The organism is Rhizobium sp. B230/85 (genome assembly GCF_019355735.1).
GTDB classification, from domain to species: Bacteria; Pseudomonadota; Alphaproteobacteria; order Rhizobiales; family Rhizobiaceae; genus Rhizobium; species Rhizobium rhododendri.
In genome coordinates, this window is the sequence record NZ_CP072157.1 from 958,410 (window position 1) to 981,939 (window position 23,530).

A 23,530-nucleotide genomic window follows, 5' to 3' on the forward strand; every position below is an offset into this window, starting at 1 on the left:
CAAAGGTCAAGACTTTCTTGCAAAGCAGCAGAAATGCTCAATCACGGCTACCGCTATCCTTCGACATTCGGATGTTGCGCAGTGTATTGGCCGTGATGGCCCCACACACACATTTGCCACGCCGCCCGAGGCCTAGGCCAGCAGGTACTGGATGTGGCAGCGGCCGTGGATCGCGGACTTTTCTACGTGCGCTTTTACTCCGAAGACCGTGCGAATGAGGTGTTCGGTGAGGACGTCTTCCGGTGATCCGGCGGCGACGACCTTGCCGTCTCGCAGGACGACGAGACTGTCGCAGAACATGGCCGCAAGATTGAGGTCGTGAAGGGCGACGATACAGGTGATATCCAGTTTGGCGACAAGCGACAGGATATCCAGCTGGTGCTGGATATCGAGATGGTTGGTCGGCTCGTCGAGTAGTAACTCCGTCGGAGCCTGCGCCAGCGCGCGGGCAATGTGCACCCTTTGACGCTCGCCGCCCGACAGCGTCTGCCATAGTTGGGCTGCCCGGGCCTGCATGTCGACCCGGGCGAGCGCGATCTCGACGGCGGCATCGTCGTCGCTGCTCCAGGTGGAGAGCAATCCTCTGTGGGGCGTGCGACCGAGGCGGACGACGTCGGCGACGGTCAATGGCGTGTCGGTCGTCGATTGCTGCTCAACGAAGCCTATGCGTCGCGAGATCTCGCTGCGCGACAGGCTAGCCACATCATGTTCTCCAAGTCGTATAATGCCGCTGCGGACCTTCCTCAACCGGCAGATCAGGCGCAGCAGGCTGGATTTCCCCGATCCGTTCGGCCCAAGCAGACCGAGAACCTTGCCTTGCTCGATCGCCAGGCTGATGCCGTTAACGATGAGCGTGTTACCGGCTGCATAGGTGACGTCGTCGACGGATATGCTCATGGGGTCCTCCGGACACGATAGAGGATGACGGCAAAAGCGGGCGCTCCAAAGAGAGCCGTGACGACGCCGATCGGCAGGATCTGCTGGGGGATGATGATGCGCGAAGCAATATCGGCTCCGACCATGAAGATCGCGCCGCCAAGGGCGGTCGCCGGCAGCAGGCGGCCGTGCGACGGCCCGACCAGGAAGCGCGCGGCGTGCGGAATGACAAGCCCGACGAAGCCGATCGAGCCGACCATGCTGACGACGCTCGCCGTCATGACGGCGGTCGTGCCAAGGAGTACGATCTGTACGCGGCGCACCGGGATGCCGAGGGAGGTCGCCGCGTCGGCGCCAAAGACGAAGGCGTCGAGCGCCCTGACATGGCAGAGGCAGACGATGAAGCCCGCCAAGGTCACGGGGGCGGAGAGATAGACGTCTGGCCAGCGCACGCCGCTCATCGAACCGAGCAGCCAGAACAGCACGCCGCGCGCCTGCTCTGCATTGGCAGACGTTGTGACGATGTAGGAGGTCAGGGCATTGAACAGCTGCGATCCGGCAACGCCGCAGAGAATGATCCGCTCGCCCGACCCGCCTGCCCCTGAGGCCAGAATGCCCACCAGCGTAAAGGCGACGACGGCCCCGATGAATGCTCCGCCGGACAGCCCGAGAACGTTTGCGCCGAGCCCGAGGATCGTGATGCAAACTGCCCCTGTCGAGGCGCCTGCCGAAATGCCAAGCACATAGGGTTCGGCCAGCGGGTTGCGCAGCAGGGCCTGGAGCACGGCGCCGCAGAGCGCCAGCGAGGCTCCGGCACTGGCTGCAACCAGTGCCCGGCTGAGACGGTAATCCCAGACGATGCCTTGGTGAATACGGTCGATTGCAAAGCCCGTGCCGAAGATGCGGTTCGACACAGCCTCTGCCGTCGTCTGCAGCGGGATGGAGATTTCCCCGATGGAAACGGCAAGGCTGATCGAAAATCCGAGGACGACGATGGCGGCAACGGCGAGCGCTGCAAGCGCCCACCATCTACGCCGTGTTACGACTGCGCTGTTGCTCACCGGGCCAGACCGAAGGACCTGATGCCATTTGCAAGAACCTCGATGCCGTCGATCGTCCGGATCGTCGGGTTCATGGACTGCGCATCCATCATCACAAATCGTTTGTTCCTGACGGCGTCCACTTCGCTGGTGACGGGATCGTTCTGCAGGAAGTCCAGCTTCACCTTGGGATCGTCTGCCGCATAGCGGCGGCGATCCATGGTGGCGATGACGATGACGGCCGGGTTCGCCTGGGATATTGTTTCCCAGCCGACAAGCGGCCATTCCTCCTCGGTGGTCACGACGTTGCGCGCATCGAGGGCCTGCATCATATAAGCGGGGGCACCGTTCTTGCCGGCTATGAAGGCATCGCCCCTGACCTCTTTGCTCGAGAACCAGAAGACGATCGGCAGGTGCTTGGCGGCCGCACCCTCCACGGATGCCACAGCGGTGGCCTCGCGTTTCCTAAGGTCGGCGATCAGGGCATCGCCGCGGTCCTTGATATCGAAGACTTCGGAGAGCTGGGCGATCTCCTGATAGACTAGATCCATGCTGAACATCTGCTTGCGGACCCCGTCTCCGCCGTCGGAATTGACTTTGGCGACACAATCAGCCGGCGAGATATAGGTATTTATTCCGAGGTCGGAGAATTGCTCCCGCTTACCGACGGAACCCTGCGGTCCGACATGCCACTCGAATTCCGCAGCCACCAAGTCTGGTTGGCGTCCGACGACGGATTCGAAGCTCGGATCGTTGTCGGCCAGCCTTTTGATCTTGCTGTTGGCCTGTGCATATTGAGGAAGCACGGGACCCACCCAGACCGCCGTGCCGACGATCTTGTCGGCAAGGCCGAGAGACAGGAGAACTTCCGTCATCCCCTGGCCGATGGACACTATCTTCGAAGGCGCCCTGGCAAAGGTCACCTGTTGACCGCAATTGGTTATGGACAGCGGATAGACCGTTGCCGCGAATGCGGGGGCGGCCATGCCGAGAAGCCCGCAGGCAAGCGTAATGCTGGACAGAAACTGACGCATGAAAAATATCTCGATTTTATGGGAAGGCGAGTGCCCTGGTGCTGCAGGTATGCGGCAGCGAGGCAAGCTGCGGTTGCCACGTCAGCTGTCGGAAGCCCAATCGAGCCGGAGATGCGCCAGGCTATGGCGAAAATTCAAATGAGACATATCTGTTCCTTTCCGGGCATCCCCGCCCGGGTTCATGGGATAGCGCTTGACGGCAGGTCTCCTGACTTGCGGATATGCGCCGATCATCTGTCTTCCCGCGAAACCTTCGCAGTGACATGGCCCTGAGGCCCTGGGATGAGCAGCAATCCGCTTACAGTTGCGGGGGCAGTCACGGTCTTGGTCCCATTCGGGTGGCCCTCACCGTGTTCCCTATTAATCCCCTTGGAGTCATCCTAAGGGAACCGTCGATGGCATCTATGACAGGCCTGCAACGGCGGTCAAGGTGGGCGGGTCTCGCAAAATCTCGCACAGGTCGGAAATCCATCATTGCTTTATATTATGTTATAACGTTACATTATTGGTAAAATGCAGGCAGTCAAGTGTCTTGTCGCGTTAGCCAACAAACAGACTGCTTACGCAAACCTGTTGCAAACGACGTGCAGGGTCTGGAATGTACGTACCGGAAAGGTGCCCGACGAAAGGCATTCCGGGAATCGCAGGCAGGAGTAGCGCATGAGCAAAATTATTATATTCACCGACCTGCACATGGTCCTGGAGGGAGAGACGATCATCGGCCTCGATCCCTATCAGCGCCTTTCAAGAGGGATAGATCATGTCAACCTGCATCACCGCGATGCTGAGTTTGCGGTGATGACGGGTGACCTCTCGCACCGCGGCAGTCGCCAATCCTATGCGAGACTGCGCGAACTGCTCGACACGCTCGAAATTCCCGTCCACCTGCTGGTCGGAAACCACGACAACCGCGAAAACTTCATTGCCGCCTATCCCGAAAGCCCGCGTGACGAGCACGGTTTTATCCAGCAGCGGATCGAGACCGAAAACGGTGTCATGCTTTTGCTCGATACGCTTTGCGGACCGCCCTACGTCTCGCCGGACGTTCATGCCGGGGTGCTGTGCGACAATCGGCTTGCCTGGTTGAAGCAGAACCTCACTGGTGCCGGCGACCGGCCCGTCTACATCTTCATGCATCACCCACCGCTCGACACCGGGTTTCCCGGGATGGACAAGATCAAGCTCCGGAACGGCGAGGAGTTTTACGATATCCTTGCCGAATACGGCAATGTCCGCCACATCTTCGCCGGCCATGTTCACCGTACGATTGGCGGCTCCCATCGCGGTATACCTTTCTCGGTATTCAAGAGCCCGGTCCATCAGCAGCCGATGGTATTCGATACGGAAGATACTTCCCTCTCCGTCGATGAACCGGGCGCCTACGGCATCGTTTTCCTGAAACCGCAGGGATGCCTCGTTCATGTCGAGGATTACGAACTGTCCAACCATTCGATATCGGGCAGCGACGCACTCGGTAACTGAGACATATGCCCTGACGTCGGACTATGCCGCGTCGCCGCCTCGTCTTTAGGCCGCTTCCATGACACCGACGCTGACCGGCAGGTCAGCGTTGGTGTTTTCACGTGCGCATCCTCCGGTTGCCGCGCGCGCCTCGGCAAGACCGGTGGAAAGATCGGAAAATTTGTAGGCAATAGTTGACATCGGGAGTCAACAAACAATACAGGAGTTAACCAGTCAACTTATTGATCATGGTCGTTGGTCGGTATTCCGTAGACTTTTCAGGTATTTGATAGATTGATTGCAGGGGGCTGCCGTGATGTTTCGCGAGGCTAGGACGACTGTATCGCCGGTGGGCACATCCTTTACGACGACAGTCGGACGTCTGATGATCGCGTTTCTGTCGAGTTCGACGCTGCTTGCCGCAACCCCGGTTTTCGCTCAGTCAGGCGACGCGGAAGCAACCACGCTCGCCAAGATCACCATTGCGGGCCAAGGCGACCGATCTGGCACCATTGACAAGACGATTGTCGCAAAGAGTTCCCGCTCCAGCAGCAAGACCGACACCCCGCTTCTCGACGCGCCGGCCTCGGTTTCCGTCGTCACCGCCAAGGAAATGAAGGAGCGCGGTGTCACCAACCTCGACCAGGCGCTGGCCTACACGCCCGGCGTCTCCACCGATATCTACGGCTCCGACGACCGCTACGACCACTTTTTGATCCGCGGTTTCTACCAGACGACCGACGGCTCTTTCCGTGACGGGCTGCCGATGCGTGTCGGCGGCTCCTTTACCGCCAGCCGCCTCGAGCCCTATGGCATGGAACGGATCGATGTGCTGAAGGGGTCCAACTCCACGCTGTTCGGCCTTTCCGGCCCCGGCGGTATCGTCAATGCGCTCACCAAGGTGCCGCAGGACAAAGACTTCGGCGAGATCTATACAACGGTTGGGAACGGACATGTCGAAACCGGCACCGACTTCGGCGGAGCGCTCGACAAGGATGGCATCTGGACCTACCGCATGACTGGCAAATGGCAGAATGCCAATGCCGGCATCGACCATACCAACGACGATCGCGTCTATGTCGCGCCGGCGCTGACCTGGTCGCCGGATGCCGACACCTCCGTCACCATCCTGACGGATTACAACAAGCGCGACGGCAACCCTGGCCATGCCATTCCCTACAAGTCTGGGATCGATTCCGAGACCTATCTCGGTGAGCCCGATTTCGACAGGGTCGACACCATCGAGCGCAATGTCGGCTATCAGCTGCGCCACGATTTCGGCAACGGTTTCGAGTTCCGGCAGAATGCCCGCTACACCAATCTCGACATGACCTATCAGCAGATCTATCTCGGAGCTGCCGATCCTGCTTCGAGCCGCGCTGCATTGGCAATTTATGGCCATAGCAAGCGGTTCCAGATCGACAACCAGCTCCAATATGACGGCAGCTACGGCCCATTCGAAAGCCGCACACTGCTGGGCGCCGATTATGGCCGCGACAGCAATAGCGAACGTCGCCTCGACGGGACGGCCGGTGGCGTGCTCGATGACAGCAAACCCGTCTATTGCGGCACACGCTGCATCTCGTTCGGCGCACCGGTGGACACCAGGACAAGGCTGACAACGGCGGGCACATACCTCCAGGAACAGCTGACGATCGACGACCGCTGGATCCTGACGCTGGGTGGCCGATACGATCACGCCGACACGATGTCGGAGAGCTCAGGCATCCGCGACGACGCGGTCGATACGAATTTCTCCAAGCGCGCCGGGCTTACCTTCAAGGCGACCTCCGAGCTCTCGGTCTACGCCAATTACTCGGAATCCTTCCAGCCACTGGCAGCCAGCCGCTCGACCTTCCTCGGCACGCCCAAGCCTCAGGAGGGCACACAGTACGAAATCGGTGCAAAATATCGGCCCGAGGGTATGGATGCGCTGTTTACCCTGGCACTGTTCGACCTGACCCAGAAAAACGTGGCGCAGTGGGCGTCGGACTATTCCTACCAGTACCAGGTGGGCAAGGTGAACGTGAAGGGCATCGAGTTCGAGAGCAAGGTCGCGCTCACCGACCGGCTGAACCTGACTGCCGGTTATTCGTACTGGGACGCGCGGATCAAGGACGACGCGACCACCGGGCTGATTGGCAATCGGCCGGAACTCGTTCCCAACCACATGGCAACGCTCTGGGCCGACTATACCATTCCCGGCAAAGGCGCGATCGGTGACATCAACGTCGGGATGGGCGCCCGCTTTGTCGGCAATACTTTCGGCGACAATGCCAACACGCTGCCGCTTGCCTCAAGAACGGTCTTCGACGCGGCTTTCAATTACAAGTTCAAGAACGGCGTTGCCCTCGCCGTCAACGCCACCAACATCTTCGACAAGGAATATGTGGCCAGCATCGACGACTACAGTCTGGCCGCCTACTACGGCGACCGCCGCGCGGTGCGGGCGACCCTGCGCTACACCTGGTAGCGCCTGCGCGACGATCTCTCGGCGCAACCACAAAACACAGGAATGGATGTCATGGCTCTCGTTACCCGTCGTCGCGACCTGCTGTGCGGGCTGGCAACCGCTCTCTTGGCGCCGGAGCTGATGCACACACCCGCCATCGCTGCCGACGGGCCGCTGCAATTCGATCATGCCTTCGGCGTGACCGTCCTGCCGAAGCCCGCTACCCGTGTCGTATCGCTGGGCTACCTCACCCAGGATCCCCTGCTCGCGCTCGATGTCATCCCGCTTGCGATCCGCGATTGGTTCGGCGACCAGCCGTTTGCCGTCTGGCCATGGGCGCAGCCTTTTCTGAAGGACGCCCGCCCCGTTGTCATCAAGGGCAATGTCGGGTTGGAACTCGTCGCTACCTTGCAGCCGGATCTGATCGTCGGCATCGGGTCAGGCATATCGGAAGCAGAGTACGCCGGGCTTTCCCGCATTGCGCCCGTGCTGATGCAGCCGAAGGCGTTTCCGGCCTATGGCATGCCTTGGGATGAGATGACACGGCTGATCGGTCGCGCCGTCGGCAAGGATCGCCTAGCCGACGAACTGGTTGCCAAGACCCGCCAGGACTTTGCGGCAGCGCGCCTGCGACATCCGGATTGGGGCGGACGCACGGCTGTCGCCGCCTATCACTATGGCAGCGAGACCGGATTTTTCGCATCTTCGGACACGCGCGGCCATTTCCTGACCGAGCTCGGATTTGCCCCCACAGCCGCCAGCCGCCTGCTCGATGGGTCCAAAAGCTTCTATCAAAAACTTTCACCGGAAGACCTGTCCGCTCTCGAAGCGGATATCGTCCTTTGGGTATCGTCCTCCGAAACCGCTACCGATCTCGCCGCCCTGCCGATGCGCCGTGTCCTGAAGGCCCATGCCGAGGGTCGCGAAGTCTTTGCGGGCGGTACGGTCGCAGCCGCGCTGTCTTTCGGCAGCGTCCTGTCGTTGCCCTTCGTGCTGTCTGCACTCGAGGCCGATATTGCAGCAGCACTCGATGGCGACCCCAGGACATCGGTAGCCTCGGCGGTCCGTGCCGGACTTGCCCCGTGATGCCGTCTGCCACAGTCCCCTCGCAGCCCACAGCGGGAAAGCACCATACAGCACGGCAACGGCTGGCAGTTGCCGTTGCGGGCTTTCTGCTGCTGGTGGTCCTGTGCCTGGTCAGCCTGGCCGTCGGCGCGCGTTCTGTTTCTCTCTCCACCGTCTTCGATGCGTTGACGGCCTATGACGCTCGCCTGCCAGATCACATTGCGGTCCGCGACTATCGCTTGCCGCGCACGTTGCTGGGGCTTTTATGCGGAGCGGGTTTCGGTGTGTCCGGTGCCATCATCCAGGCCATCACGCGCAATGCGCTCGCCGATCCCGGTCTACTCGGCGTCAATGCCGGCGCTGCCTTTTTCGTGACGATTGCTGCCGGCGTATTCGGCCTGCAGGCGGTGAGCAATTATCTCTGGTTTGCCTTTCTCGGCGCCATCGTTGTCACTGTGATCGTCTATGTGCTCGGCTCGCTCAGTCGCGCCGGAGCGACCCCGGTCCGGCTGCTGCTTGCAGGCGTCGCGATCAATGCGTTGCTTGGCGGCCTCGGATCAGCCATCGTACTGCTCGATCCGGTCGGCTTCGACAGCATGCGTCTCTGGTCGATCGGCGCTCTCGGCGGCCGCGACATGGCGGTGGTGTCTGCGGTGGCGCCGTTCCTTATCGTCGGGCTTGGCATCGCGGGCCTCATCGCACCGGCGATGAATTCGATAGCGCTCGGCAATGACACCGCCCGGGCGCTGGGCACCCATGTTGTCCGCAGCCGCATCCTGGCGGCTGTGTCCTTGACCCTTCTTGCCGGTGGTGGCACGGCGGCGGTCGGACCGATCGGCTTCATCGGCCTGATGACGCCGCATGTCGTGCGCTGGCTGTTCGGCCCCGATCAGCGGCTGATTTTCGCCGGCACGATGATCTTTGCCCCGATCCTGCTGCTGTCGGCCGACATTATCGGGCGTCTTCTCCTCCCGGGTGAACTGGAAGCCGGCATCGTCACCGCCTTCATCGGCGCGCCCGTCCTGATCCTCCTGGTGCAGCGGCAGAAAGTGAGCGGGCTGTGACGCGGGCGGCGGATCCAGGCGTCATCGTTCTGCGCTCGCCCCGTGGGCGGCTTTCGCTGCGGTTGCGCAGCCGGAGTGTTATCACCTGCGCCTTCATGCTGGCTGTCTGCCTCATGCTCGTGCTGCTGTCGCTGGTTTCCGGCGACTATGCGGTTTCAATGTCGGGTGTCGCGCGGACCCTTTCGGGGCGGGGCGACCAGATGCAGGAGATGATCGTTCTCGAATGGCGCCTGCCCCGCGCCCTGCTTGCGCTGCTGATCGGCGCCGCGCTCGGCATCAGCGGTGCTATTTTCCAGTCGCTGACGCGTAATCCGCTCGGTTCGCCGGATATCATCGGCTTTTCTGCCGGCGCCCACACCGGCGCGCTGGTGGCGATGCTGCTGTTGTCGGAGGGCTATTTAGGGACAGCCACGGGCGCACTGATCGGCGGTCTGGCAACGGCGATCGCAGTCTACATGCTGACCTACCGAGGGGGTATCGACGGATTTCGGCTGATCGTCGTCGGCGTCGCCATCGCCGCCATGCTGTCTGCCGCCAATGTCTGGATGATCCGCAAGGCGGACCTGCAGGTCGCGATGTCGGCTGCCATGTGGGCGGCGGGCTCGCTGAACGGCCTCGGCCTTGATCGCCTGCTGGCGGTATCGGTGGCGCTGGCAGTGCTCGTGCCGATCTCCCTTGCCCTGGCAAGGCCCCTCCGTCAGCTCGAACTCGGCGACGAGGCGGCGCTTTCGTCTGGTGTGTCGCCGGATCGCGTCCGGCTGGCGCTGGCCGTCATCGGCGTGGCCCTGATCGCGGTGGCAACGGCTGCGGCAGGCCCCATCGCATTCATCGCGCTGGCAGCGCCGCAGCTTGCGCGGCGCGTGACCCGGTCGGCCGGGGTGGCGCTGGTACCATCGGCGCTGATGGGCGGGGTATTGCTCGTCGCCTCGGATTGGGCAGCCCAGCACGCGCTCGGCCTCCAGCTGCCGGTCGGCGTGATGACGTTTAATATCGGCGGCCTGTATTTCATATGGGTGCTAGTCAGCGAGGGACGCAAATGACGACGGCCAGACTGCGCGCGGAAGCAGTGACTTTGCGCTACCGGGAGTTGACGGTCGCCCGCGAGCTCTCGGTGACCATTCCGGATAACGCATTTACCGTTATCGTCGGCCCGAATGCCTGTGGCAAGTCGACATTGCTGCGGGCCTTGTCGCGCCTGCTTCGGCCGACGCAGGGGGAGATCATCCTCGACGGTGCCAGCATTGGAAGTCTGCCGGCCAGGGACGTGGCGCGCCGGCTCGGGCTTTTGCCGCAGAGTTCTATCGCACCCGACGGCATTACCGTCGAAGACCTCGTGTCGCGCGGCCGTTATCCGCACCAGTCGATCTTTCGCCAATGGTCGGCCGCCGATCAGCAGGCCGTCGCGTCTGCGATGTCAGCCACAGGGGTCGCCGACCTTGCCACCCGGCTCGTCGACGAACTGTCCGGCGGGCAACGCCAGAGGGTCTGGCTAGCCATGGTTCTGGCCCAGCAGACACCGATCCTGCTCCTCGACGAGCCAACCACCTTTCTCGATATCACCCACCAGATCGACCTGCTCGACCTGTTGGCCGAAATCAACGCCGACGGACGCACCGTCGTTGCGGTGCTGCATGATCTCAACCATGCCTGCCGCTATGCCACGCACCTGATCGCGATGCGCGACGGCGCCATCGTTGCCGAAGGCACGCCGGCAGCGATCGTCACCGAACAACTGATAGAAAGCGTCTTCGGCCTTGCCTGCGTCATCGTTCCGGATCCGGTGACGGGAACCCCAATGATCGTGCCGCGCGGGCGCCACTCGGCAGCGCAAGCCCGGCCGGTCGCCGACATCCCCGGCCCCGCTGCAGACAACGAGCATATCGCATGAGCATTGCGCGGGAGTTCAAGTTGAACGGCGTCGCAATTCCGCACGATGCCGCAAGCATGCTGGATGAGATCTGCGAGCATTTCGTCGAGCATTCGAGCGTCGAGCGGACGGGCAATCTGGCGCTGCTGAGAAGCGAAACGGCACTTGTCGCCATCCGCCTAAAGGACAGCCGCCTGCTCATAGAACTCGCTTGCGCAACGGAACAGGCGCTGCAGCTGACCTGCAACAACATTGCCGAGCATCTGGTCTACTTCGCCGGCGAAGAACCTTTAGAGCTTAGCTGGTCGACGCCACCGGCGCCCGGCATCCTGCCCGATCTGCGCGAGGTAACCGTGGTGTCCGCCGCGGACGTCACGCCACATATGCGGCGGGTCAAGTTCAGCTGCGAGGATCTCACACCGTTCATCGGCGGCGGCATGCATGTGCGTGTCCTGCTGCCGCCCGACGGACGCATACCGGTCTGGCCGACCCTGCTGGCGGACGGCAGGACCGGCTGGCCCGAGGGGGAAGACGAACTCGCGGTACGGGTCTATACGATCCGTGCTGTCGATGTCGCACGCCGTGAATTATGGATCGATTTCCTGCAGCATGCCACGCACGATGTCGCGGCGCCCGGTGCCGAATTCGCGCGCAAGGCGAGACCGGGGCAAAAGTTGGCGTTTCTTGGGCCCGGCGGCGGTGGAATTCCGCAGGCGTCGTCCATGCTCCTCGCAGGCGACGCAACGGCGCTTCCAGCCATCGCCCGGATCGCGGCAGAAGTGCCGGCCCATATCCGGATGCAGGCCATCATCTTGGTGGAGGATGCAGGCGAGGAGCAACCCTTGCCAACATCGGGAACTCTGGATGTGCGCTGGCTCCACCGGAAGGATGACAAGAGTGATACCGGTTATCGGTTCGGCGACGCGGTCAGGACCGCGATCAGCGCGGCGGATGCGCAGACCTATGTCTGGGTGGCCTGCGAAAGAGACGAGATGCGCCCCATTCGCGCGCTCCTGAAGCAAAAGGGCCATGATCGCAAGTTGACTTATGCGGCGTGGTACTGGGAGAAGCCAAAGCCTGACGCGGTAAATCAGCCGTGATGGATTTGCGCTCGGTTTCGTGTCCGTGACGACAGATCGCCTTTGAGTTTTCTCTTTCATTGCGGTTAAGTTCGCTTTCGCGCAAACGCGATGCCAGCGAAGGATGAATCGATGTTTTTGACAGATCGCCAGACCGAGATCGTTGCTCTTGCCAAATCGACGGGCCGCGTTCTCGTCGACGATCTCGCGACGCGGTTCAATGTGACGCCGCAGACCATACGCAAGGATCTCAACGATCTCTGCGACGGGCAAATGCTGACACGCATGCACGGCGGCGCCAGCCTGCCCAGCGGCACTGCGAATGTGCGCTACGAGCAGCGCCGTCAGATAGCCTCCGCCGAGAAGCAGGCGATCGGCGCCGCAGCTGCCCAACTCATTCCCAACAACGCATCGCTTTTCATCAATATCGGCACGACGACCGAGGCGGTAAGCGAGGCCCTGATCGCCCACCATGAGCTGATGGTGATCACCAACAACATCAATGTGGCCAATCGGTTACGCCTCTATTCGGCAATCGAGGTCGTGGTTGCGGGTGGTGTTGTGCGCGCTTCGGACGGCGGCATCGTCGGCGAAGCGGCCGTCGATTTCATCCGGCAATTCAAGGTCGATTACGCAGTCATCGGCGCCTCCGCCATCGATTCCGACGGCGCCCTGCTCGACTACGATTTTCGCGAGGTGAAGGTGGCACAGGCGATCATCGCCAATGCCCGGCATGTCATTCTGGTGGCGGATTCCACCAAATTCGAGCGCACGGCACCGGTGCGGATCGGACAGCTGTCGCAGGTCCAGACATTGATCACCGACCACTGTTCCGTCGAGGCCATCCGGACGATCTGCCACGACAGCAACGTCGCGCTGATCGAGACATCAAAAGCGAGCTGACCCGCGAAACTTTCGTTTGACATTCGTTATGTTTTCGTTTCAGATGTATCTCGTACCGCAAGCGCAATAAATTTGTGCATTGCGAAGGTCTGGCTCTTGGGGGAGAGGCAGTGGGGGATAGAATGTTCGATCTTTTTGTCATTGGCGGCGGCATCAACGGCTGCGGCATTGCGCGCGACGCGGCCGGCCGTGGCTACAAGGTAGCGCTGGCCGAAATGAACGATTTCGCCTCCGGCACATCTTCCGGATCGACCAAGCTTATCCATGGCGGCCTGCGCTATCTCGAGCATTACGAATTCCGGCTGGTTCGCGAATCGCTGATGGAGCGCGAGGTCCTATGGGCCATGGCGCCGCATATTATCTGGCCGATGCGCTTCGTCCTGCCCTACCAGAAGGGCGGCATCCGCCCGGCCTGGCTCATTCGCCTCGGGCTTTTCCTCTACGACCATATCGGCGGCAGAAAGCTGCTTCCGGCGACGTCCGTTGTCGACATGCGCAAGGATCCGGCAGGCAAGCCATTGAAATCCCTGTTCACCAAGGCCTTTGAATATTCCGACGGATGGGTCGACGATGCGCGGCTTGTCGTCCTCAACGCCCGGGATGCTGCCGATCGCGGAGCCCAGATCATGCCGCGGACCCGCGTGCGGTCGGCGCGTTGGGAAAAAAATGCCTGGTCTGTCGAGACGCAGGATATGGCAACAGGCAGGATCGACAGCTTTCAGGCGCGCATGCTTGTCAATGCGGCAGGCCCCTGGGTAGATCAGGTGCTGTCCAGTGCATTCGGCAAGAACCAGGTTCACAATGTACGGCTCGTCCAGGGCAGCCACATCGTCGTCAGGAAGAAGTTCGACGATCCACGCGCCTATTTCTTCCAGAACCCTGACAATCGCATCATCTTCGCTATCCCCTACGAGCAGGATTTTACCCTGATCGGCACGACCGACCAGGATTTCGAGGGCGATCCGAAGGATATCCGAATCACGCAGCGCGAGGTCAACTATCTCTGCAGCGCCGCCAGCGAATATTTTGCCGAACCGGTAAAGCCTGATGACATCGTCTGGTCCTATTCCGGCGTTCGTCCGCTGTTCGACGACGGCGCCTCGAAGGCGCAGGAAGCGACGCGGGACTATGTGCTGAAGCGCGAGGAACTGCCCGGTGGCGGTGAACTGCTCAACATCTTCGGTGGCAAGCTGACCACCTACAGGCGCCTTGCAGAGCACGCGCTGGAGAAGATCGGCGATGCGATCGGTGTCAAGGGCAAGGTCTGGACGGCCGGCAGCAGCCTGCCCGGCGGTGCCTTTGCCGCGACGGGCTATGGGAGCGAAGTTGCCAAGCTCAAGGGCTCCTACCCGTTTCTGGCCGACCGCCATGCCCGACGGCTTGTCCGGCTCTACGGCACGAACGCGGCGCTCCTGCTCGGCAAGGCAGCAAACGCGTCCGATCTCGGCCGTAATTTCGGCGACGACCTTTTCGAATGCGAGGTCCGGTGGCTGATCGACATGGAATGGGCAAGGCACGCGGAGGACGTGCTTTGGCGCCGGACCAAGAAGGGACTGTATCTGTCGAAGGATCAGGCCGCAGAACTTGAGACTTTTATCGCCGGGGTGATCACGCACTAGGAGCGTTTGCCGCTCGAGGACAATATCACCGCTGGTTTGGAGGAGGCACGGGGATTTAATGCTGGAATTGCGAAATGTGGCCAAGATGGCGGGCAGTGAATATCACATTCACCCCTCCAGCCTTGTCCTTCAGGGAGGAACACTGAACGTCCTGCTGGGTCCGACCTTGTCCGGCAAGACGTCTCTGATGCGGCTGATGGCCGGGCTGGACAAGCCAACCTCGGGAACGGTTCACTTCGATGGCGTCGATGTTACCGGCCTGCCGGTGCAGAAGCGCTCGGTCGCCATGGTCTATCAGCAGTTCATCAATTATCCGGCGATGACGGTCTACGAGAATATCGCGTCGCCGATGCGGATTGCCGGCAAGGATAAGCAGACGGTGGACCGCGAAGTGCGCAAGGCCGCCGAGCTCATGAAGCTGACGCCCTATCTCGACCGCCTGCCGCTCAACCTCTCCGGTGGCCAGCAGCAGCGCACGGCGCTGGCGCGTGCCATCGTCAAGAACGCCCGCCTCGTGCTGCTCGACGAGCCACTCGCCAATCTCGACTACAAACTGCGCGAGGAATTGCGCGAGGAACTGCCTCGCCTGTTTGCCGCCTCGGGATCGATCTTCGTTTATGCCACGACCGAACCGTCCGAGGCCCTGCTGCTTGGCGGCAACACCGCGTCGCTCAGCGAAGGGCGCATAAGCCAGTTCGGTCCAACCATCGACGTCTATCGCAACCCTGCCGACCTCGTCACCGCCCGGACCTTCGCCGATCCGCCACTGAATACGATCGCACTGGTGCGCGCCGGTAATGCGCTGCAGCGCGACGGAGAAACGATCCTGCAGCTGCCGGACCACCTCGCCGGCGTGCCGGAAGGTCCATGCGTCATAGCCTTCCAGCCTCACCATCTGTCTGTCGCGAGGCGGCATGAAACTTCGGCAGCCCTCAAGGCGCGGGTGATCATCTCCGAAATCGCCGGCTCCGAAAGCTTTATCCACGTGGAGGCGGCAGGCTCGCGCTGGGTGATGCTGGAACATGGCATCCACGATATCGATCCCGACACCATCGTCGACCTGTTCGTCGATACCCGCCACCTGATGGCCTTCGATACCGCAGGGCAGTCGATTGCCCGCGCGGCGAACGGATAGGAGACCGGAAATGGCACGCATCACGCTCGATCACATCCGCCATGCCTATGCGCCGAACCCGGCGACAGACAAGGATTATGCGCTGCGCGAAGTCCACCACGAGTGGCGGGACGGTGGCGCCTATGCGCTGCTGGGACCCTCCGGCTGCGGCAAGACGACCTTGCTCAACATCATTTCGGGCCTTCTGCGCCCGTCCCATGGCCGCATCCTGTTCGACGGCAGGGACGTCACCGATCTGCCGACGCAGGAGCGCAACATTGCCCAGGTTTTCCAGTTTCCGGTCGTCTACGACACCATGACGGTCTACGACAACCTGGCATTTCCGCTGCGCAACAGGGGCGTGGCTGAAGCCGACGTCGATCTTCGGGTCCGCGAGACGCTCGACATGATCGATCTATCGAGCTGGGCGAACCGCAAGGCCAGCGGCCTCACCGCCGACCAGAAGCAGAAGATTTCGCTCGGACGTGGCCTTGTGCGCAACGATGTCAGCGCGATCCTGTTCGACGAGCCGCTGACTGTCATCGACCCGCACATGAAATGGCAGCTGCGCTCGCAACTGAAACTGCTGCACAAGCAGTTCGGCTACACCATGGTCTATGTGACCCATGACCAGACGGAGGCGCTCACCTTCGCAGACAAGGTCGTGGTCATGTACGACGGACAGATCGTCCAGATCGGTACGCCGGCCGAGCTGTTCGAGCGACCAAGTCACACCTTCGTCGGCTATTTCATCGGCTCGCCCGGCATGAACGTCATGGCGGCACGCGTCGAAGGCAGCTCAGTGCATGTCGGCGACCAGACCCTGGCGCTCGGCTATGCGCCGGACACCGGAAAGGCGGCCAAGACCGAGCTTGGCATTCGCCCCGAATTCATCCGCATCGACCGCGACGGCATGCCGGTGACGATCAGCAAGGTCGAGGATATCGGCCGTCAGAAAATCGTCCGCGCCGAGTTTGCGGGCCAGCCAATTGCCATCATCGTTCCCGAAGACGGCGAGATCCCATCGGAGCCACGGATCACCTTTGATCCCACCGCCATCAGTATCTACGCCGATTCCTGGCGTGTCGGCCGGGAGGATCGGGCATGAACAAGCCATGGAACAACAAGGCCTGGTTCCTCGTCATGCCGGTGCTGGTGCTGGTGGCCTTTTCGGCGGTGATCCCGCTGATGACGGTGGTCAATTATTCGGTCCAGGATACGTTCGGCAACAACCAGTTCTTCTGGGCCGGTACCGACTGGTTCGTCCAGACGTTGAAGTCCGACCGCTTCTGGTCCGCGCTCGAGCGCAACCTGGTGTTCTCTTTCATCATCCTCGCGCTCGAAATTCCGCTCGGCATCTTCATCGCGCTGAACATGCCGAAGAAGGGTCTCGGGGTCCCCGTCTGCCTGGTACTAATGGCGCTGCCGCTGCTCATTCCCTGGAACGTCGTCGGCACGATCTGGCAGGTGTTTGGGCGTGGCGATATCGGGTTGCTTGGGCATACGCTCAATTCCATGGGTATCGACTATAACTACGTCCGCAATCCCCTCGATGCCTGGCTGACCGTTATCGTCATGGATGTCTGGCACTGGACGAGCCTCGTTGTGCTTCTGTGCTATGCCGGTCTGGTGTCCATTCCGGATGCTTTCTACCAGGCCGCCAAGATCGATGGCGCGTCCCGCATGGCCGTGTTCCGTTACATTCAGCTGCCGAAGATGAAGCGGGTGCTGACCATCGCCATCCTGCTGCGCTTCATGGACAGCTTCATGATCTACACCGAGCCTTTCGTCGTCACCGGCGGCGGACCTGGCAACTCGACCACGTTCCTGTCAATCGATCTGGTGAAGACCGCGCTCGGACAGTTCGATCTTGGCCCGGCTGCGGCCATGTCGATCATCTACTTCCTGATCATCCTGCTGCTCTCATGGGTGTTCTACACCGTGATGACCAGCTACGACGCGGAGACCTGATATGGCTATCGCTCACGCTCCATCCGCCAATCCGGTCCTCAAGGCAGAGGGATCGCGCTTCGGCTTCCTGATCCCGACGATCTACATCCTCTGCCTGCTGCTGCCGATCTACTGGCTGGTCAATATGAGCTTCAAGACCAACGAGGAAATCGTTTCCTCGATGACGCTCTATCCCCACGCCCCGACGCTGCACAACTACGTCATCATCTTTACCGACAGCGCCTGGTATTCCGGCTACATCAACTCGATCATCTATGTGGTAATGAACATGGTGATCTCGGTTGCCGCTGCCCTGCCGGCCGCCTATGCCTTCTCGCGCTACCGTTTCCTTGGCGACAAGCACCTGTTCTTCTGGCTGCTGACCAACCGCATGGCACCGCCGGCGGTCTTTGCCCTGCCGTTCTTCCAGCTCTACTCGGCCTTTGGCCTGATCGATACGCATATCGCCGTCGCTCTCGCCCATTGCCTCTTCAACGTGCCGCTGGCGGTTTGGATTCTCGAGGGTTTCATGTCCGGCGTGCCGAAGGAGATCGATGAGATGTCTTATATCGACGGCTATTCCTTCCCGCGCTTCTTCGTGAAGATCTTCATTCCGCTGATCGCCAGCGGCATCGGGGTCGCTGCGTTCTTCTGCTTCATGTTCTCCTGGGTCGAGTTGCTCCTCGCCCGGACGCTGACGACGACCGACGCCAAGCCGATCGCCGCGACGATGACCAGAACCGTCTCGGCAGCCGGTATGGACTGGGGATTGCTGGCGGCGGCCGGCGTGCTGACGCTAATCCCAGGGGCGCTCGTCATCTATTTCGTTCGAAATTACATCGCCAAGGGCTTTGCCCTCGGGAGGGTATGATCATGAATCTCGATTTCAGCTGGATGGCATGGACGCCGCCGACGATCATTTTCTTCGTGGTGATACTCGTCCTGCTGCTGGGCATGGGGCTTTGGGAATATGTCTCGCCGGGCGGAAATCCGCGCGTCGGCATTCTTCATTTCGAAACCACCCGCGGCGACCGGTTCTTCGTGTCGCTGCTCGGTTCCGCATTCATTCATCTCGCATGGCTGGGTCTTGTCGGACCCAACCTGTGGTGGGCTCTTGCTCTCTCCGTTGCCTACGCCGTCGGCGTATTCCGCTTCGTCTGAGGCAAGTCGATACGGGTCGCCGATATCCGGCGCTCCGGGACTGACACAACTGCAATCGCAATTCGGGAGGATATCATGCGAACGCATCTACTGACGACAACGGCAGCCTTGTTGCTGGCCGTAACTGGGACTGCCTATGCGGGAATGGAGGAGGCAAAGACCTTTCTCGGCAAGGAAATCGGCGACATGTCGACGCTGTCGCCGGCAGAGCAGGAAAAGGAAATGCAGTGGTTCATCGACGCCGCCAAGCCCTTCAAAGGCATGGAAATTAAGGTCGTCTCGGAATCCCTGACCACCCACCAGTATGAATCGCAGGTGCTGGCACCGGCCTTTACCGCCATCACCGGCATCAAGGTCACCCACGACGTCATCCAGGAAGGCGACGTCGTCGAGAAGATCCAGACGCAGATGCAGACCGGCCAGAACCTTTATGACGGCTGGGTAAACGACTCCGACCTGATCGGCACCCACTGGCGCTACCAGCAGGTCCGCAACCTGACCGACTGGATGGCCGGCGAAGGAAAGGACGTGACCAATCCCGGTCTCGACCTCAAGGACTTCATCGGTACATCCTTCACCACCGCTCCTGACAAGAAGCTCTACCAGCTTCCCGACCAGCAGTTCGCCAACCTCTACTGGTTCCGCTACGATTGGTTCAACGATCCGAAGAACAAGGCCGATTTCAAGGCCAAGTACGGCTACGAGCTCGGGGTGCCCGTCAACTGGTCTGCCTATGAGGATATTGCCGAATTCTTCACCGGCCGCGATGTCGGTGGCAAGAAGGTCTTCGGCCATATGGACTATGGCAAGAAGGACCCGTCGCTCGGCTGGCGCTTCACCGACGCCTGGCTTTCCATGGCCGGCAACGGTGACAAGGGATTGCCGAACGGCCTTCCCGTCGACGAATGGGGCATCAAGGTCGACGAGAAGTCCCGTCCGGTCGGCTCCTGCGTTGCGCGCGGTGGCGATACCAATGGTCCTGCCGCCGTCTACTCGATCCAGAAATATCTCGACTGGATCAAGGCCTATGCCCCGCAGGAATCGCAAGGCATGACCTTCTCCGAATCCGGACCCGTGCCGGCACAGGGCAATATCGCCCAGCAGATCTTCTGGTACACGGCGTTCACAGCCGACATGGTCAAACCCGGCCTGCCGGTCATGAACGACGACGGCACGCCGAAATGGCGCATGGCTCCAAGCCCGCATGGCGTCTACTGGAAGAACGGCATGAAGCTCGGCTACCAAGACGTCGGATCTTGGACGCTGATGAAATCGACACCGACCGACCGCGCCAAGGCTGCCTGGCTCTACGCCCAGTTCGTCACTTCGAAGACGGTCGACGTCAAGAAGAGCCATGTCGGCCTGACCTTCATCCGCGAGTCGACCATCCGCGACAAGAGCTTCACCGAGCGCGCTCCCAAGCTTGGCGGCCTGATCGAGTTCTATCGCTCGCCGGCCCGCGTGCAATGGTCGCCAACAGGCACCAACGTTCCGGATTATCCGAAACTTGCCCAGCTCTGGTGGCAGGCAGTCGGCGATGCGGCATCCGGTGCCAAGACGGCCCAGGCGGCGATGGATTCGCTTTGCGAAGCCCAGGAAAAGGTCATGGAGCGCATCGAGCGGTCCAAGGTCCAGGGCGATATCGGCCCCAAACTCGCCGAAGAGCATGATCTGGCCTACTGGAACAAGGATGCCGTCTCCAAGGGCAACCTTGCGCCTCAGCTGAAGATTGCCGAGGAGAAGGAAAAGCCGCAGACCGTCAACTACGACGAACTGGTGAAGAGCTGGCAGTCCAAGTAGCCGGATCTACAGGCTCGGGCCCGATGGCCTGAGCCACCCCTTGGCCGCCGGTTCACCCGGCGGCCTTTGCCCGCAAAACCATCCCACTAACAGCCTGCCGACCGGCGGGATCGCAGCTTTCTGCCTTATCGGAGCGCATGAATGAGTAGCTATGTTCTCGCAATCGACCAGGGAACGACATCGTCTCGGGCTATCGTTTTCGATGGAGAGATGAAAATGGTCGCCTCGGCGCAGCGGGAAATTACCCAGTCTTATCCGCAGCCGCGCTGGGTCGAACACGATTCGCAGGAGATCTGGCAAACCGTGGTCGACGTTGTTCGCGAGGCTTTGGAGAAGGCGAAGCTTGGAGCCGCCGACATCGCCGCCATCGGTATCACCAACCAGCGCGAGACGACGGTCGTCTGGGACCGCGACACGGGTGCACCACTGCACCCGGCCATTGTCTGGCAGGACCGTCGCACGGCCGAGATCTGCGAAAGCCTCAGGGCGGACGGGTACGAGAAGTTGTTTTCCGCCAAGACCGGACTTCTGCTCGATCCCTATTTTTCCGGCACGAAATTGCGCTGGCTGCTCGAGAATGTCGATGGGTTAAGAGACAAGGCGGAGGCCGGCTCTGTCTGCTTCGGCACCATCGATACATGGCTGATCTACAAACTGACCGGCGGCAAGAGGCATTTGACCGATGCGACCAACGCATGCCGGACCTTGCTTTACAATATTACCGATAATCGTTGGGACGAAGAACTTCTCGCCATCCTGGGGATACCCCCTTCTCTGCTGCCGGACGTCAGGGATTGCGCCGACGATTTCGGTGAAACGACGCCAGATCTGTTCGGCGCAGCGATCCCGATCCTTGGCGTTGCCGGCGACCAGCAGGCGGCGACCATCGGCAACGCGTGTTTTGTACCGGGCATGATGAAATCGACCTATGGCACCGGCTGTTTCGCGCTGTTGAATACAGGCGTGGAAAGGGTCAATTCGTCCCACCGCATGCTGACGACGATCGCCTATCGTCTCGACGGCGTGACCACCTATGCCCTTGAGGGCTCGATCTTCATCGCCGGCGCTGCCGTGCAGTGGTTGAGGGACGGGTTGGGGATCATCGGCAAGGCATCCGAGGCTGGCGAGCTTGCCGATGCTGCCGATGAAGAGCAGCAAGTCTACATCGTGCCGGCCTTCACCGGTCTTGGCGCGCCCTACTGGGATGCCGAGGCGCGCGGCGCGATCTTCGGCCTTACACGCAACAGCGGCCCCGCCGAAATCGCCCGCGCCGTGCTGGAAGCGGTTGCCTACCAGACGATGGACCTGCTTTTCGCGATGAAACGCGACTGGGGCAGCCACGATGTCGAGACAGTGCTGCGCGTCGATGGGGGCATGGCAGCCTCCGACTGGACGATGCAGCGCCTTGCCGACATCATTTCGACGTCAGTCGACCGCGCCGCCATACTGGAAACAACCGCACTCGGTGCCGCCTGGCTTGCCGGCCACAGGGCCAAGGTCTGGCCAGACCAGAAGGAGTTCGCCGAACGCTGGAATTGCGACCGGCGTTTCGAGCCATCGATGAGCGAAAGCAATCGCCAGGCAAAGATCGCCGGCTGGCGCGATGCGGTGTCACGCACGCTAACGGGTGGGTAGACTTCACATAGAGCCCAGTCTCAGTGCGGTACGCCCAAAAAAATACACCGGCCGCGACGGGCCGGTGCAACTCAAACATTCGTTTTGCTCCAGTTAAGCTGCAGCCAAGGCCTTTTCGATGTCCTGCATCGAATGACCCGTAAGGTCCTTGGCGAGTTCGCCGATCAGCACGTCGGATACCGTCTTGTGGTAGCCCTTGCGCAGTTCGCCGAGCGTACGAGGCGCTGCAATCACGACGAGGTTCTTGATCTTGCCCGCCAGCACCTTTCTGTTGAGAAGATCGGCGACACCGGCTCCAAAACCGTCTTCGTCCTGCTGGCTGTCGTCGGGGTTGGCAGAACTGCTCGAGTGGCGGCTGCCGGAGCCTATCTTAGAGCTGTCGACGGCCTCGTCAGGAATTGCCTTCAGCTTGACGTTGGCCGCGTCGCCTTCATTCTGGAAGAGGTTGAGCTTTTCGCCGTCGGCGACGGCAATGACGGTGTGCTGAGGAATTTGCATATCTGATTTCCATTCACAAAGTGGCATTTCGCCGGTTTGGCCGACTGATATCAGCTGCTCTAATAACCCCTCGAGCGCTTATCTGTTCCGCCCGGGCGTGGCTTCGGATGGTGCTTGTCTCTGTGTTTTCAATGCGCCGGACTGTCGGCGCCGGCCCGCAGCTCAGGTCTTCCGGCCAAATGCCATCATGACCAGCATTGCCAGCCATGTGAGCACGAAGCTGATCATCGAAAGGGCGGCGGCCTGGGTCGGCGAGCTTTTGCCGACCTCATTGATCGCCACCGGAAAGGTTGGAAACAGCAGTATGTTGGCGACCGTGAATTCTCCGATGACGACAGTGAATGTCAGCAGCGCACAGTTGACGATTGCCGCGCCTATGCCGGGAACCACGACCAGCCGGATCGTCGTCAGCCCGCCGGCCCCAAGGCTTTCCGCAGCTTCCTTCAAGGTCCGGATATCGAGCGCCGCAAGGCCGACATCGAGCGCACGGAATGCGAAAGGCAACGCCAGGAAGAAGTAGGGAATGACAAGATAGAACGGCGAGCCGATTAGCCACATCGGCCCCGTAACCAGCATCGAAAGACCGCCGACAAGAGCAATGGCCGGCACCACGAAGGGTAGGATCGCCACGAACTCTATAACCCCGCGCATGCGCGGCATGTAGAGATGTGCGGCGATGACTGCGGGTGCAAGGATGATGTAGATCGCTGCTATCGTTGCCACCCCCAGTTCCAGCGACAGGATCAACGGTTGCAGCAGGGCCTTGTGGCTGAAGACGGCGGCATAGGCGGATACACCATAGGCGGTGCCGCCTTCCCAAAGGCTGAAGATCGCAGTCATCGCCAACGGCAGCACGAAATATGTCGCCGCGAGAACGAGGATAAGCCGACGCAGCATCTTACCGGCGTTCAT

Annotated in this window: 22 protein-coding genes and 1 riboswitch; of the genes, 16 read left to right on the top strand and 6 right to left on the bottom strand. The window is 61.1% G+C overall.

The genetic code is table 11. From position 1 onward, the window contains the following. Positions 1-132: 132 nt before the first annotated feature. From J5289_RS22485 to J5289_RS22495, 3 genes are read right to left on the bottom strand one after another with little or no spacing between them, the layout of a single operon-like run. The gene (locus J5289_RS22485; RefSeq protein WP_209187977.1) at positions 133-897 is read right to left on the bottom strand and encodes an ABC transporter ATP-binding protein; all 765 of its coding nucleotides are present in this window, start codon (positions 895-897) and stop codon (positions 133-135) included. Continuing rightward, entirely contained in the window at positions 894-1,937 is a 1,044-nt protein-coding gene (locus J5289_RS22490) for an iron ABC transporter permease (RefSeq protein WP_142831420.1), read from the bottom strand. The genes J5289_RS22485 and J5289_RS22490 overlap by 4 nt, the downstream gene beginning before the upstream one ends. Next, the gene (locus J5289_RS22495; RefSeq protein WP_209207221.1) at positions 1,934-2,950 is read right to left on the bottom strand and encodes an ABC transporter substrate-binding protein; all 1,017 of its coding nucleotides are present in this window, start codon (positions 2,948-2,950) and stop codon (positions 1,934-1,936) included. Before J5289_RS22495 ends, J5289_RS22490 begins: the two co-directional genes overlap by 4 nt. A 180-nt stretch (positions 2,951-3,130) precedes the next feature. Beyond that, positions 3,131-3,359: riboswitch (cobalamin riboswitch) on the bottom strand. A gap of 251 nt (positions 3,360-3,610) precedes the next feature. Here J5289_RS22495 and J5289_RS22500 point away from each other — a divergent pair. After that, positions 3,611-4,432 carry a phosphodiesterase gene (locus tag J5289_RS22500; RefSeq protein ID WP_142831418.1) on the top strand — a complete coding sequence of 274 codons (822 nt, stop codon included), beginning with the start codon at positions 3,611-3,613 and terminating at the stop codon, positions 4,430-4,432. A 45-nt stretch (positions 4,433-4,477) separates the two neighbouring features. On the opposite strand, the gene J5289_RS29470 is transcribed toward J5289_RS22500, so the two are convergent. Then, complete coding sequence (locus J5289_RS29470; RefSeq protein WP_257625455.1) at positions 4,478-4,612, bottom strand: hypothetical protein; 135 nt, start codon at positions 4,610-4,612, stop codon at positions 4,478-4,480. A 115-nt stretch (positions 4,613-4,727) separates the two neighbouring features. Between J5289_RS29470 and J5289_RS22505 the strand changes: the two genes are divergently transcribed. The 15 genes from J5289_RS22505 (at position 4,728) to glpK (ending at position 22,120) form a co-directional block, all read left to right on the top strand. Beyond that, the gene (locus tag J5289_RS22505; protein ID WP_247750720.1) at positions 4,728-6,884 is read left to right on the top strand and encodes a TonB-dependent siderophore receptor; all 2,157 of its coding nucleotides are present in this window, start codon (positions 4,728-4,730) and stop codon (positions 6,882-6,884) included. 51 nt (positions 6,885-6,935) lie between these two features. Further along, positions 6,936-7,949, top strand: a complete 1,014-nt coding sequence (locus J5289_RS22510; RefSeq protein WP_209207220.1) for an ABC transporter substrate-binding protein — start codon at positions 6,936-6,938, stop codon at positions 7,947-7,949. Next, positions 7,949-8,992, top strand: a complete 1,044-nt coding sequence (locus J5289_RS22515) for an iron chelate uptake ABC transporter family permease subunit (RefSeq protein ID WP_209207219.1) — start codon at positions 7,949-7,951, stop codon at positions 8,990-8,992. Before J5289_RS22510 ends, J5289_RS22515 begins: the two co-directional genes overlap by 1 nt. Next, positions 8,989-10,032, top strand: a complete 1,044-nt coding sequence (locus tag J5289_RS22520; protein WP_257625456.1) for an iron chelate uptake ABC transporter family permease subunit — start codon at positions 8,989-8,991, stop codon at positions 10,030-10,032. Before J5289_RS22515 ends, J5289_RS22520 begins: the two co-directional genes overlap by 4 nt. Continuing rightward, positions 10,029-10,880, top strand: a complete 852-nt coding sequence (locus J5289_RS22525) for an ABC transporter ATP-binding protein (RefSeq protein WP_209207218.1) — start codon at positions 10,029-10,031, stop codon at positions 10,878-10,880. The genes J5289_RS22520 and J5289_RS22525 overlap by 4 nt, the downstream gene beginning before the upstream one ends. Next, a complete protein-coding gene (locus tag J5289_RS22530; protein WP_209207217.1) occupies positions 10,877-11,959 on the top strand; it encodes a DUF2218 domain-containing protein in 1,083 nt (360 codons plus the stop codon). Before J5289_RS22525 ends, J5289_RS22530 begins: the two co-directional genes overlap by 4 nt. Positions 11,960-12,070: 111 nt before the next feature. Beyond that, the gene (locus tag J5289_RS22535) at positions 12,071-12,841 is read left to right on the top strand and encodes a DeoR/GlpR family DNA-binding transcription regulator (RefSeq protein ID WP_142831413.1); all 771 of its coding nucleotides are present in this window, start codon (positions 12,071-12,073) and stop codon (positions 12,839-12,841) included. Between the two features lie 122 nt (positions 12,842-12,963). Then, on the top strand, positions 12,964-14,460 hold the full coding sequence (gene glpD / locus J5289_RS22540; protein WP_247750719.1) for a glycerol-3-phosphate dehydrogenase: 1,497 nt from the start codon (positions 12,964-12,966) through the stop codon (positions 14,458-14,460). Positions 14,461-14,518: 58 nt separating this feature from the next. Continuing rightward, on the top strand, positions 14,519-15,595 hold the full coding sequence (locus J5289_RS22545; RefSeq protein ID WP_209207215.1) for an ABC transporter ATP-binding protein: 1,077 nt from the start codon (positions 14,519-14,521) through the stop codon (positions 15,593-15,595). Positions 15,596-15,605: 10 nt separating this feature from the next. Further along, positions 15,606-16,682, top strand: coding sequence for an ABC transporter ATP-binding protein (locus tag J5289_RS22550; protein WP_209207214.1), 1,077 nt, complete (start codon positions 15,606-15,608; stop codon positions 16,680-16,682). After that, on the top strand, positions 16,679-17,545 hold the full coding sequence (locus J5289_RS22555; RefSeq protein ID WP_142831409.1) for a carbohydrate ABC transporter permease: 867 nt from the start codon (positions 16,679-16,681) through the stop codon (positions 17,543-17,545). The genes J5289_RS22550 and J5289_RS22555 overlap by 4 nt, the downstream gene beginning before the upstream one ends. 1 nt (position 17,546) lies before the next feature. Beyond that, positions 17,547-18,395, top strand: coding sequence for a carbohydrate ABC transporter permease (locus J5289_RS22560; protein WP_224128692.1), 849 nt, complete (start codon positions 17,547-17,549; stop codon positions 18,393-18,395). A 2-nt stretch (positions 18,396-18,397) separates the two neighbouring features. Beyond that, complete coding sequence (locus J5289_RS22565; protein WP_142831408.1) at positions 18,398-18,685, top strand: DUF2160 domain-containing protein; 288 nt, start codon at positions 18,398-18,400, stop codon at positions 18,683-18,685. Positions 18,686-18,760: 75 nt separating this feature from the next. Continuing rightward, positions 18,761-20,485 (top strand): ABC transporter substrate-binding protein, encoded by a 1,725-nt coding sequence (locus tag J5289_RS22570; RefSeq protein WP_142831407.1) that lies wholly within the window; start codon positions 18,761-18,763, stop codon positions 20,483-20,485. Positions 20,486-20,626: 141 nt separating this feature from the next. Then, on the top strand, positions 20,627-22,120 hold the full coding sequence (glpK, locus tag J5289_RS22575) for a glycerol kinase GlpK (RefSeq protein WP_209207213.1): 1,494 nt from the start codon (positions 20,627-20,629) through the stop codon (positions 22,118-22,120). 93 nt (positions 22,121-22,213) lie between these two features. Here glpK and J5289_RS22580 read toward each other — a convergent pair whose 3' ends face one another. Beyond that, complete coding sequence (locus J5289_RS22580; RefSeq protein WP_209207212.1) at positions 22,214-22,618, bottom strand: host attachment protein; 405 nt, start codon at positions 22,616-22,618, stop codon at positions 22,214-22,216. A gap of 162 nt (positions 22,619-22,780) precedes the next feature. Beyond that, positions 22,781-23,530: an ABC transporter permease gene (locus J5289_RS22585; protein ID WP_209207211.1), complete on the bottom strand. Its 750-nt coding sequence runs from the start codon at positions 23,528-23,530 to the stop codon at positions 22,781-22,783.